The 11,927-nt window shown below is 75.0% G+C and carries 10 protein-coding genes, 1 rRNA gene and 1 pseudogene; 3 read left to right on the top strand and 9 right to left on the bottom strand.

Translation table 11 applies throughout. From position 1 onward, the window contains the following. Nucleotides 1-60 precede the first annotated feature (60 nt). The 4 genes and pseudogenes from recN to AB0C84_RS36720 form a co-directional block, all read right to left on the bottom strand. Nucleotides 61-1,767, bottom strand: a complete 1,707-nt coding sequence (gene recN, locus AB0C84_RS36705) for a DNA repair protein RecN (RefSeq protein ID WP_258940035.1) — start codon at nucleotides 1,765-1,767, stop codon at nucleotides 61-63. 217 nt (nucleotides 1,768-1,984) lie between these two features. Further along, a pseudogene (locus AB0C84_RS36710) lies at nucleotides 1,985-2,866 on the bottom strand (NAD kinase); the annotation flags it as partial. A 112-nt stretch (nucleotides 2,867-2,978) separates the two neighbouring features. After that, nucleotides 2,979-3,782, bottom strand: coding sequence for a TlyA family RNA methyltransferase (locus AB0C84_RS36715; RefSeq protein ID WP_258940036.1), 804 nt, complete (start codon nucleotides 3,780-3,782; stop codon nucleotides 2,979-2,981). Next, nucleotides 3,775-4,026 (bottom strand): hypothetical protein, encoded by a 252-nt coding sequence (locus tag AB0C84_RS36720; protein ID WP_361075220.1) that lies wholly within the window; start codon nucleotides 4,024-4,026, stop codon nucleotides 3,775-3,777. The genes AB0C84_RS36715 and AB0C84_RS36720 overlap by 8 nt, the downstream gene beginning before the upstream one ends. A gap of 111 nt (nucleotides 4,027-4,137) precedes the next feature. Here AB0C84_RS36720 and AB0C84_RS36725 point away from each other — a divergent pair, with 111 nt between their 5' ends. Next, complete coding sequence (locus AB0C84_RS36725; RefSeq protein WP_179841902.1) at nucleotides 4,138-4,479, top strand: SCP2 sterol-binding domain-containing protein; 342 nt, start codon at nucleotides 4,138-4,140, stop codon at nucleotides 4,477-4,479. Between the two features lie 7 nt (nucleotides 4,480-4,486). On the opposite strand, the gene AB0C84_RS36730 is transcribed toward AB0C84_RS36725, so the two are convergent. Beyond that, nucleotides 4,487-5,488: an HAD-IIA family hydrolase gene (locus AB0C84_RS36730; RefSeq protein ID WP_361075236.1), complete on the bottom strand. Its 1,002-nt coding sequence runs from the start codon at nucleotides 5,486-5,488 to the stop codon at nucleotides 4,487-4,489. Between the two features lie 56 nt (nucleotides 5,489-5,544). Beyond that, entirely contained in the window at nucleotides 5,545-5,988 is a 444-nt protein-coding gene (locus tag AB0C84_RS36735; RefSeq protein ID WP_361075222.1) for a tetratricopeptide repeat protein, read from the bottom strand. A 72-nt stretch (nucleotides 5,989-6,060) separates the two neighbouring features. On the opposite strand from AB0C84_RS36735, the gene AB0C84_RS36740 reads away from it, so the two are divergent. Then, nucleotides 6,061-7,410, top strand: coding sequence for a DUF1015 domain-containing protein (locus tag AB0C84_RS36740; RefSeq protein WP_361075224.1), 1,350 nt, complete (start codon nucleotides 6,061-6,063; stop codon nucleotides 7,408-7,410). Nucleotides 7,411-7,428: 18 nt separating this feature from the next. Next, nucleotides 7,429-8,367 carry an MBL fold metallo-hydrolase gene (locus AB0C84_RS36745; protein ID WP_361075226.1) on the top strand — a complete coding sequence of 313 codons (939 nt, stop codon included), beginning with the start codon at nucleotides 7,429-7,431 and terminating at the stop codon, nucleotides 8,365-8,367. A gap of 7 nt (nucleotides 8,368-8,374) precedes the next feature. Here the strand turns inward: AB0C84_RS36745 and AB0C84_RS36750 are convergent, their stop codons facing one another. The 3 genes from AB0C84_RS36750 to rrf all read right to left on the bottom strand — a co-directional run. Continuing rightward, on the bottom strand, nucleotides 8,375-9,541 hold the full coding sequence (locus AB0C84_RS36750; protein WP_361075228.1) for an alkaline phosphatase PhoX: 1,167 nt from the start codon (nucleotides 9,539-9,541) through the stop codon (nucleotides 8,375-8,377). A 105-nt stretch (nucleotides 9,542-9,646) separates the two neighbouring features. After that, nucleotides 9,647-11,728, bottom strand: a complete 2,082-nt coding sequence (locus AB0C84_RS36755; protein ID WP_361075230.1) for a hypothetical protein — start codon at nucleotides 11,726-11,728, stop codon at nucleotides 9,647-9,649. Nucleotides 11,729-11,833: 105 nt separating this feature from the next. Beyond that, nucleotides 11,834-11,927, bottom strand: a 5S ribosomal RNA gene (gene rrf, locus AB0C84_RS36760); the annotation flags it as partial.

The following is an 11,927-nucleotide window of genomic DNA, read 5'->3' on the forward strand; positions in this document are numbered from 1 at the left end:
ATCTTTGCCGGAGCGGGCGGCGGCCCGCTCCGGCGCTGACATGGGGTCCTCGGTCCGCCGCTACCGCTCCTCGGCGGCCATGGCGAGCAGCTCCTCGGCGTGGGCGCGGCCGAGCTCGGAGTCCTCCAGGCCGGCCAGCATCCGCGACAGCTCCCGGACGCGCCCCTCCCGGTCCAGGGCGGTGACGCCGCTGCTGGTGACGGTCCCGTCGTCGGACTTCTCCACCAGCAGGTGCTGGTCGGCGAACGCGGCGACCTGCGGCAGGTGCGTGACGACGATCACCTGGGCGTTGCGGGCCAGCCGCGCCAGGCGCCGCCCGATCTCCACCGCGGCCTTGCCGCCGACACCGGCGTCGACCTCGTCGAACACGAACGTCGGGACGGGGTCGGCGCCTGCGAACACGACCTCGATCGCCAGCATCACGCGCGACAGCTCGCCGCCCGAGGCGCCCTTGTGCAGCGGCAGCGGCGGCGACCCGGGGTGCGGGGCGAGCCGCACCTCGACCTCGTCGACGCCGTGCGGGCCGTAGTCGCCGGCCTGGGTGACGGTGACGGCGACGCGGGCGTGCGGCATCGCCAGCGCGGTCAGCTCCTCGGTGACGGCCTCGGAGAACCGCTCGGCGGCCCGGGTGCGGACCGCGGTCAGCTCCGCGGCCTCGGCGGCGAGCCGCTCGGTGAGCTCGGCGTGCTCGGAGCGCAGCTCGTCGATGCGGTCGTCGTCGCCCTCCAGCTCCGCGAGGCGGGCCGCGGACCTGCGGGCCCACTCCAGGACCTCGGTGACCGTCCCGTCCGTCCCGCCGTACTTGCGGGTCAGGGCGGTCAGCTCGGCGCGGCGCTCCTGGACGGCCGCGAGCCGCGCCGGGTCGGCGTCCACGGACTCGGCGTAGGACGCCAGGTCGGTGCCGACGTCGGAGACCAGGTAGCCGGCCTCGGCGAGCCGGTCGGCCAGCCCCGCGAGCTCGGGGTCGTGGTCGCGGACGGCGTCCAGCGCGTTGCGGGCCTGGCCGAGCAGGCCGGTCACGTTCGCGGCCTCGAACGCGGCGGCGGGGTCGCCGAGCAGGGCCTCGTGGGCGGTGTCGGCGGCGCCGCGCAGCGCGTCGGCGTGCCCGAGGCGCTCCTCCTCGGCGGCGAGGCCGGTGTCCTCGCCGTCCTTGGGGTCGACCTTCTCGATCTCCTCCAGGCCGAAGCGCAGCAGCTCGGCCTCCTGGGCCCGCTCGCGCGCCCGCGTCGTCAGCTCCTCCAGCAGCGCGCTCACCTGGCGGTGCCGCTGGTAGGCCTTGGTGTAGGCGCGCATCGGCTTGGTCAGCGCCCCGCCCGCGTACCGGTCGAGCGCGCCGCGCTGCCGCGCCGACTGCAGCAGCCGCTGCTGGTCGGACTGCCCGTGCACGGCGACCAGCTCGTCCGCCAGGGTGATCAGCACGCTGACGGGGACGGACCGGCCGCCGAGGAACGCGCGGGAGCGGCCCTCCGCCGACACCGAGCGCGTGACGATCAGAGCGCCGTCGTCGAGCTCGCCGCCGGCGTCCTCGACCCGCTCGACCACCCGGCCGCCCGGATCGACGACGATCCGGCCCTCCACCGTGGCGCGCCCCGCGCCCGGCCTGACCCGCTGCGGGTCGGCGCGGCCGCCGAACATCAGCCCGAGGCTGGTGACCACCATGGTCTTGCCCGCCCCGGTCTCCCCCGTCACCACGTTGAAGCCCGGCGACAGATCGAGCACGGCCTCGTCGATCACGCCGAGGCCCTGGATCCGCACCTCATCGACCATCGGACGCACCAGCGTCACAACCCTCCGCAACCAGATCCCCGATCAGCGCCTGTGGAGATTATCCCCTCTGACCGCCCGCCGCCTCCCCGTCCGGCCCCGGGGGCGCGCCCTGCGGCGGAAAGCCGGGGCCCGGGTAGCCGGCGATGCCGCCGGCCGCCGGGGCGTCCCCGACCTGGGAGTCTCCGAGCGGCGGGGACGGCCGGGACGGCTGCCGGACCCGCCCGCGCCAGCCCGTCACGGGCAGCCCGAACTTGGTGACCAGCCGGTCGGTGAACGGGGTGAGGTGCAGCCGCGCGAGCCGCACCGGCTCGGCGCCGCGGCGGACCTCCACCCGCGCGCCCGGCGGCAGGTCGAGCGTGCGGCGCCCGTCGCACCACAGCACCGCGCGGGGCGTGTCGGGCAGCACCTCCACCGCGACCGACGAGCGCGGCGAGACCACCAGCGGGCGCGCGAACAGCGAGTGCGCGCTGAGCGGCACGACGAGCATCGCCTCCACCTCCGGCCACACGACCGGGCCGCCGGCGGAGAACGCGTACGCGGTGGAGCCGGTCGGGGTGGCGCACACCACACCGTCGCAGCCCCAGTTGGACAGCGGCCGGCCGTCGATCTCGGCGACGACCTCCAGCATCCGCTCCCGCTCGGCCTTCTCGATGCTGGCCTCGTTCAGCGCCCACGTCGTGCCGAGGACGGTGCCGTTGCGGCGGGCGGTGACGTCGATGGTCATGCGCTCCTCGACGTCGTAGCGGCGGGTCACGACCCGGTCGACGGTGGCGGCGAGGTCCTCGCGCTCGGCCTCGGCGAGGAACCCGACGTGGCCGAGGTTGACGCCGAGCAGCGGCGTCCCGGAGCTGCGGGTGAGGTCGGCGGCGCGCAGCAGCGTCCCGTCGCCGCCGAGGACCATGACGACCTCGGCCTCGTCGGCGGCCGCCGCGGTGCTGGGCATGACCTCCACGCCCGTGCAGCCGATGTCGTCGGCCTCGCCGTCCAGGACCCGCACGCAGATCCCGGCCTCGCTGAGCCGTTCGATGACCAGCTGCGCGCTGCGGACCGCCTCGGGCCGCCCGGTGTGCGCCACGACCAGCACCGACCTTGTGCTCATGCTCCCGCCCCACTCCCCGACGCGCTCCGCCGTACAGACGTCTGGACGAACGCCCCCGCGCGGGGCGTTCCCGGTTTCGACGCCCTCTGTACGCGCGGTGCGCCGCCGCCGCTCACTGCGGGCCCTCCGCGATGGCCTTCGCCAGGGCCTCCTCGTCCAGCGGCGGGGCCCCCGCGCGCAGCCACAGGAAGTACTCCACGTTGCCGGACGGCCCCGGCAGCGGGCTCGCCGCCACCCCGAGGACGCCGAGGCCGAGCGTCGCCGCGTGCCCGGCCACCCCGCGCACCGCGTCGGCGCGCAGCTGCGGGTCGCGGACGACGCCGCCCGCGCCGACCCGGTCCTTGCCGACCTCGAACTGCGGCTTCACCATCACCGCGTAGTCGGCCTCGGGGTCCGCGCACCGCTGGACCGGCCCGAGGACGAGCTTGAGCGAGATGAACGACAGGTCGCCGACGACGAGGCTCGGCGGCGGGCCGTCGAGCATCCCCGGCTCCAGGTCGCGGATGTTGACCCGCTCCAGGACGGTGACCCGGTCGTCGGTCCGCAGCGACCAGGCGATCTGCCCGTACCCGACGTCGACCGCGTACACGTGCGCCGCGCCCGCGCGCAGCAGGACGTCGGTGAACCCGCCGGTCGAGGCGCCCGCGTCCAGGCAGACCCGGCCCCCGGTCTCCAGGCCCGCGAACGCCTCCAGCGCGCCGGCGAGCTTGTGGCCGCCGCGCGAGACGTACTCGGGGCCGCCGCCGGCGTCGGCCACGACGATCGCGGCCCCGGCCTCGACCTGCGTGGCCGCCTTCGCCGCGGTCTGCCCGCCGACGCGGACCCGGCCGTCGCCGATCAGCTGCCCGGCCTGCTCCCGCGAGCGGGCCAGCCCGCGGCGCACCAGTTCGGCGTCCAGGCGGCGCCGGCTACTCACGGGGGCGCAGGGCGTCGGGGAAGGCGGGCCGGGGCGGCGCGGGACGCTCGTCCTGGCCGGCGGCCGCGAGGAGCTCCTGGAGCCGCTGGTGGACGTCCTCGAAGACCTCCACGTGCGCGGCGACGGGCCGCCCGCCGAGCTCGCCGAGAAGGGCGAGGGCGGCGTCCACGCGCGGGTCGCCGGTCGGGTCGGGCGGCGGCGCCGCCGGGAACTCCGGCCCCTCGGCGGCCTCGTCGGACATCACGTTTACCTCCCAGTGCTCCCGGAGCGCACGCGACGAGTCGCCTCCGGCTCACCATGAACGCTACCGTCCCTGAACGACATCGATGCCGGACGAACGGGGAACGGCCTGACCATGGCGAACGAGGAGGAGTGCCGTGCGGCGCTGGAGCGCGTCGCGGCGCGCCTGGCGGAGGTGGACGCCGACCGGCTCGCCGAGCACGTCGTCGAGCGGACGATCAGCTGCCGGGTCGCCGACCTCGGGCTGGCCTTCCGCAGCCGGCTCCACGGGGCCGGCCTCGACCCGTTCGAACGCGACGAGGACCCCGGGGCCGCCCAGGTGCGCCTCACCGTGGACAGCGACGACCTCGTCGCGATGGCCTTCGACGAGCTGAACCCGGCCAAGGCGTGGACCGCCGGCCGCCTGAAGATCGAGGCGAGCATCTTCGACCTCCTCCGGCTGCGCAAGCTCCTCTGACCGGCGCTCAGAGCGAGAGGGTCTCCAGGGCCTCGGTGAGCGCCTCCGGGGGCGGCGGCCGCTCGGTCTCCCAGGCGGCGGACGCGAGGGCGCGGAGGCCGTCGTAGGGGTCGCCCGATCCGCTGAGCGCGAACGCGTCCCCGTCGCGGCTCGCCGTCCAGCCGCCGCACCGGTGGGCGCCGCCCTCCCGGACGGTCTCCGGGTGCGGGACGAGAAGGCCGGACAGGTCGGGCGCGAGATAGGTGGGGCGCCTGTGGGGCGGGGCGGTGAGCGCCTGGAGGTGGCCGGTGACCCCGGTGAAGACGAGGAGGCTGTCGGCGCCGCCGTTGTCGGCGCCCTCGATGTCGGTGTCGAGGCGGTCGCCGACCACCAGCGGGCGCTCGGCGCCGGTGCGCAGGATCGACTCCTGGTGCAGCGGCCGCTCGGGCTTGCCGGTGACGATCGGCTCCACGCCGGTGGCGCCGCTGATCACGCGGAGCAGGGCGCCGTTGCCGGGATGGGGAGGCCCCTCGCCACCGGGGATGGTCAGGTCGCCGTTGGAGCCGACGAACAGGGCTCCCATGGCGACCGCCTGGGCGCCCTCCGACAGCAGCCCGTACCCGAGGTCGGGATGGTAGCCCTGCACGACGGCGGGGGGACGCCCGGACGCCGTCGACACCGGCCGCAGGCCCCGCTGGTAGAGGGCGTGGCGCAGCCCCATGCCGCCCACCACGAGCACCTCCGACCCGGCGGGCAGGCGTTCGGCCAGCAGGCGGGCGGCGGCCTGCGCGGAGGTCACCACGTCCGACGCCTCGGCGGGGACGCCGACCTCGATGAGCAGTGCCGCGACCGCCGAGGGCGTCCGCGACGCGTTGTTGGTCACGAACGCCAGCCGCTGCCCCGCCGCGCGCGCCTTGGCGAGCGAGTCCGCCGCCGCGGGGACGGGCCTGCGGCCGACGTAGACGACCCCGTCCAGGTCGAGCAGGGCGACGTCGTACGCCTCGCTCAGGGGACGGTCGCTGCCTTTCATCGCGCTCCTCATGCCTGCGATCGTACGGGGGGCGTTACCGGCGGGTAAGGGGTGGGTCAGCGCCGGGAAGCGAGGGTGGCCCTGGCGTGCTGCAACGCCCGCGCGTAGTCCTTGTTCTCCGGCCGCATGGCCGCGGCGAGCGCGAGATGCTCGACGGCGGCCTCGAAGTCGCCCATCCGGCTGAGCGCCAGCCCGAGCCCGAACCGGGCGTAGTCCTCGGCGGGCTCCTCCTCCACGATCCCGCGGAAGCTCTCGGCCGCCGCGCCGAACTGCCGCGCCCCGAACTGGGCGCGGGCGAGCGCCTCGCGGATGCTGTGCGACTGCGGCTCGGCCTCGGCCGCCCTGGCCAGCAGCTGCAGGGCCGCCGCCGCGCTGCCCGCCCGCAGCAGTTCGAGGCCCCGCGTGTACCACTCGTAGACCCCGCCCTGCGGCGGGTCCGCATGCTCGCCCGGGTCCGCGCCTGGGGAATCCTCCGGCCGTCCGGGTCCTTGAGTACTCATGTGGACCTCCCCTCGGACATCGATCACCACGACCGTACCCGCCGCGGCACCGGACGCCCTCCGGTGAATAGCATGCCCAGCGTGGACGACGACCTCTCCTCCGGTCTCGACCCGGAGGAGTTCAGCGCACGCGTCTTCGGGACGGCGGCCCCGCGCACGGGCGGCGGCCTGGAGCTGACCCCGTTCCGCGGCGTCCGCTTCGTCCCCGAGGTCGCCGGCGACCCGGCGTCGGTGACCATGCCGCCGTACGACCTGATCGACGAGGCCGCGGCGCTGCGGCTGCTCGCCGAGGGCGGCCACAACATCATCCGGCTCAACCTGCCGCGCGCGGCCGGGGAGACCTACGACGCCGCCGGACGCCGGCTGCGCCGCTGGCTGGACCGTGGCGCGCTCACCGTCGACCCCGAACCCGCCCTGTACGTCTACGAGGCGGCCCGCGGCGCGACCGTCCTGCAGCGCGGCCTGATCGGCGGCCTCGGCCTGCGCGCGGAGTCCGACGGCGTCGTGCTGCCGCACGAGAACGTCTTCCCCGGCCCCGTCCGCGACCGGCTCGCGCTGATGGCGGCGGCGAACGCCAACCTGGAACCGATCTTCCTGGTGTACGAGGGCGGCGGGGACGCGGCCGGCGTCGTCGACGGCGCCGCGGCCGGGACGCCGCTGATGGAGTTCGACGCCGACGACGGGCTGACGCACCGGCTGTGGCGCGTCACCGACCCCGCCCTGCACGCGCGGGTGGCCGCCGACCTGCGCGGCAAGCAGGCCCTCATCGCGGACGGCCACCACCGCTACGCCACCTACCGCGCCCTCCAGGCGCGCCGCCACGCGGCCGGCGACGGCCCCGGCCCCTGGGACGCCGGGCTGGCCCTGCTGGTCGACTCGACGCGCTACCCGCCGCACCTGGGCGCCATCCACCGCGTGCTCCCGGGGCTCAGGCCCGACACCGCGCTGGACAAGGCCGGCCAGGTCTTCACCGTGACCGGCTTCCAGGACGAGGATGAGGCCCTGGACGCGCTCGCCCGCGCCGAAGGGCCCGCGTTCCTTCTCGGCGGCGGCGACTCCCTGCACCTGCTCACCGGTCCCGACCCGGACGCCCTGCGCGAGGCCATGCCGCCCGAGCATTCCCCGCGCTGGCGCGCCCTCGACACCGCCGTCCTCGACCATCTGCTGATCGGCGCCGTGTGGGGCGTCCCCGAGAACGAGAACGCCATCGAGGTGGTGCACGACGATCCGTCGGCGGCCGTCGCCCGCGCCCGCCGCAGCGGCGGGACCGCCGTGATCCTCAACCCGCTCAAGGTCGAGGACGTGCTGGCGGTCGCCGGCGGGGGCGAGCGCGTGCCGCGCAAGTCCACCTCGTTCGGCCCCAAGCCCCGCACCGGCCTCGTCCTGCGCCTCCTCGACCCGGACGCCCCGCGGACGCCGTGACCGGGGCATGATCGGGGCATGGAGACCACGACCACGATCACGCCGCTCGGCGGGGACGTCTACGAGATCGACACGCGGATGGCCGGCTACACCGGGATCACCGCCGGATACCTGATCCTCTCGGACCGGCCCTGCCTGGTGGAGCCCGGCACGTCCGGCTCGGCGCCCGTCGTCCAGGCCGCGCTGCGCGAGATGGGCGTGGGGCCGGACGACCTGGCGAGCGTGGTCGTGACGCACATCCACCTCGACCACGCGGGCGGCGTCGGCGACATCGCCGGCATGTACCCGCGTGCGGAGATCGTCGTCCACGAGAAGGGCGCCCGGCACCTGGCCGACCCGTCCCGCCTCATGCGCAGCGCCCGCATGATCTACGGGGACGCGCTCGACACCCTGTTCGGCGAGCTGAAGCCCACGGACGCGGCGCGGATCCGCGCCGTCGAGGACACCGGCGTGATCGACCTCGGCGGCGGGCGGCGGCTGGAGTCGCACCACTCCCCCGGCCACGCCAAGCACCACGTCGGGCTGGTCGACTCGCAGACCGGCGACCTCTACGTGGGCGACGCCGCCGGCATCTACGTCCCGGAGACGGCGGACGTGCTGCCCGCCACGCCGCCCCCGGACTTCGACCTCGACACTGCGCTGGAGTCGCTCGGCAAGTTCCGGTCACTGGGCCCGCAGCGGCTGCTGTTCGCGCACTACGGGCCCGTGCAGGAGGTAGAGGACACCCTGGAGCGCTCGGCGGAGGAACTGCGGATCTGGGTGGACGCCGTCAAGGACGCCCGCGACCAGGGCCTGGACCTCGACCACGCCGTCGCGATGGTCGTCGACCGCACCAGGGGCCGCTACTCGGCCGTCGGCGACGACATCGATCCGGAACTGGCCGCCAAGTACGAGATCCTCAGCAGCGCCGAGAGCAACGTCGCCGGCATCATGCACTCTCTCGGCCGGGACGCCTAGCGACGCGTCAGCGGCGGAACGGGCCGGTCACCTCGAAGGTGCAGCCGTCCGTTCCCGCGATGAATCCGCTCTTGCCGCGCTGGGACGAGAAGTACAGGCGCGACCCGTCCGGGCTGAACGCCGTCCCGGTGACCTCCGACTCGTCGTGGCCGATCACGCGCAGGAACGGCGTCACGACCCCCTCGGCGGTGATGAGGTTGACCTCCATGTTGTCGCCGTCCTCGGCGACGTAGAGGTCGCCGGACGCCGTGGCGGTCACCGCGTCGACCCCGTGCAGGGGCGCCTCCCCGCCGGTGACGAGGTCGTCGTCGTAGGCGATGTCCAGCCGCGCGGCGGCCGCGTCGTACGCCCACACGCGGTTGTCGCCCTTGGTGGTGAAGTAGCAGACGCCCCGCGAGTAGTAGCAGCCCTCACCGCCGTGGAAGCGCATGGCGCCGTCCACCTGGTCCCGGGTCGGCGTGAGCCACACCTGGGGGTTCGGCACCTTCGCCCACTGGACGGGGCCCGTTCCGGAGCCGACCAGCACTTCGAGCGTCCCGGACGACAGGTCGCCCCAGGTCTGCGGCCGGAACCTGTAGAAGCAGCCGTCCGACTGGTCCTCGGTGAGGTAGACGACCTTGCGCTCGGGGTCGGAGGCCGCCGCCTCGTGCTTGAACCGGCCCAGCGCCGGGCGGGACACGGCGCCCTTCTGCCCGCGCGGGTCCGTCTCGTGGACGAGGCCGAGGTCGTGCTCCTCGCACGACAGCCACGTCCCCCACGGCGTCGCCCCTCCGGAGCAGTTCAGCGAGGTGCCGTTCAGGATCCGGTACGCCGACGTGACCTTCCCGGACGCGTCGAACCGCATGGCCGACACCCCGCCGACCGCGGGCACCTCCGAGTTGCTGACGTAGATCCAGCCGTCCCCGTCGCGGAAGCACGCGCCCCCGTCGGGGGCGGGATGCCACGTGTACCTCGTCCCTTCGACGCGTTGCAGCGAGCGTGCCACGACCCGGCTGGTGAACCCCTGCGGCAACTGCACCCCGTTGCCGTCAGCGGCCAGCAGCGGCCCGTACGGGCCCGGGCCGGGCTGCGCGGGCCCCGAGGCGAAGGCCCGCTGCCACAGGGCGCCCGAGAAGGCGGTCGTCCCGCCGGCCACGGCGGCGGCGCGCAGGAACGTGCGTCGGTCCAAGGGCATGGCAACTCCAAAGAGTCGGTCTCCGCCGGACGCATCCGGCGGCCCCCCGAACGGCACGGTCCCGTGAATATCCGGGAAAGCTACCCGCCAGTCAAGTACCGGAGGTCAGTCCGCCGGAGGCCGCTCCTCGTCGCTCTGCTTCGGCTCCAGGAAGACCGCCGGGGCCTCCGGCGCGCCCTCGTCGGGCGCGTCCAGCACCTCGGGCTCGGCGGGCCGGAACGCGATGTCGGTCGCCGACGCCTCGACGGGATCCGGCTCCCGCTCCTCGGCGGACTCCTCCGCCGAGGCTTCGGCGGGTTCCTCCACGTGGACGTCGGCGGATTCCTCCGAGCGGACCTCGCCGGAGGCCTCTTCCTCGTCCTCTTCGGTGTCGAGGATCTCGAGGCCTTCGAGCTCGGCGTACCGCTCGGCCGCGTCGGTCTCCCCGTCGCGGTCCGCCGCGGAAGCCCGCGCGAACCAGTCGGACGCCTCGCTCTCGCGTCCCGCCTCGGCGAGCGCGTCCGCGTAGGCGTAGAACAGCCGCACCGACCACGGCCGGAGCCGCCGGTCGCGCAGCTCCGGGATCTGCAGCGTCACCACGGCCGCGTCGGTCTGGCCCATGTCGCGCCGCACGCCCGACTCCACGATGCGCAGCTCCACGCGCCCCGCCGGGTCCAGCTTCTCCGCCTCCGGCGACTTGACCAGGTCGAGGGCGCGCTCGGGCCGCCCGAGACCGCGCTCGCAGTCGGCCATGACGGGCAGATAGGAGTAGTCGCCGGCGCCCAGCCGCCGCGCGGCCCGCAGCTCGGCGAGCGCCTCCGCCCACTCGCCCGCGTGGTAGGCCGCGATCCCCGCGGCCTCCCGCACGATCCCGACGCGGGACGCGAGCCGCCGTGCCGCCTTCGCGTGCCGGAAGGACTGCTCGGGCTCGTCCTCGGCGAGACGGCCCGCCATCACCAGGTGCCGGGCGACCTTCACCGCCAGGTCCTTCGGCAGCGTGCGGAGCTCCTCGCGGGCCTCCACGTCCAGCTCGTCGCCGGTGACGTCCTCGGGCAGCAGCGGGTCGTCGTGCTTCGGCGCCGGACGCTCACGCTCCTCGTACCGCGCCGGCCGCTCGCGGCGATCGCGGGGCGGCCCATAGGAGCGTTCGCCGTCCTGAGGGCGCCTCGGTCCACTGCGGCCCTTGAACGACTTGTCGCGCTCTCCCGGACGTCCTTCACGCTTGCCTTCGAACTTCCGCCCACCTGGACGGCGCTCGTCGCGCTCATCACGACGGCCCTTGAACGGGCGATCCTGCGGGCGCCCCTGGGAGCGTCGCTCCCCCTGACCGCCACGGCCCTGGAACCCGCCCGGGCGCCCTTCCCGGCGCGGCCCGCCGCCGCCCTGGCCGGCACGAGGCGCACGGTTGTCGGAGGGACGCCCTTCCCGGCGCTCACCCCCCTGCCCGGAGAAGCGCCCGTCTCTACGTTCGCCGCCCTGCCCGGAGTAGCGTCCTTCTTTACGCTCACCGCCGGGGCCGAACGATCGGCCTTCCTTACGCTCACCGCGCTGGCCAGAGAACCGGGAGTCCCGGCGCTCGCCGCCCTGACCGGAGAACCTGCCCTCTTTCCGCTCACCGCGCGGACCGGAGAACCGGCCTTCCTTGCGCTCGCCGCCCTGGCCGGAGAAGCGCCCCTCTTTACGCTCACCGCCAGGGCCGAAGGATCGGCCTTCCTTACGCTCGCCGCGCTGGCCGGAGAACCGGGAGTCCCGGCGCTCACCGCCAGGGCCGAAGGATCGGCCCTCTTTACGCTCACCGCGCTGGCCAGAGAACCGGGAGTCCCGGCGCTCGCCGCGCTGGCCGGAGAATCGGCTGTCCTTGCGCTCGGTGCCAGGCCGGCCTTCCGGGCGGCCCTCACGGGATTCGGGACGCCGATCGTCACGTCGCTCGTCGGAGCGCTTGAACGGGCGGCCGGGCTTGCGGTCGTCGCGCTTGCCGCGCGCGTCCCGCTCCTGCCCGCCGCCAGGACGGCCGCGCCCGCTCTGCGGGCCGCCGGCACGGAACCCTCCGCCGCGGGGGCCGCCGCTCTTGCGGGCCCCGGGCCCTCCCTGGCCGCCGCGGGCATCGCCCCCACGACGTGCCGGCGTGTCCCGCCGTCCGTTGCCGCCCCGCCGCTCGCGGCTGTCGTCGCCGCGGCCGTCCTCTTCCGCGCTCATCACGTCCGTCACTGTTCTTGATGCTGGTTCGGTGGACTCTTCAGCCTACTTCGGCAGGGCCACGACATGCGTCGAGGGCCGCCCCGCGAATTCCGGGGCGACCCTCGACCAATTCATGTCCGGCGGTGTCCTACTCTCCCACACGGTCTCCCATGCAGTACCATCGGCGCTGAAGGGCTTAACTTCCGGGTTCGGGATGGGACCGGGTGTT

Source organism: Actinomadura sp. NPDC048955, from assembly GCF_040649435.1.
Classification (GTDB): domain Bacteria; phylum Actinomycetota; class Actinomycetes; order Streptosporangiales; family Streptosporangiaceae; genus Spirillospora; species Spirillospora luteofluorescens.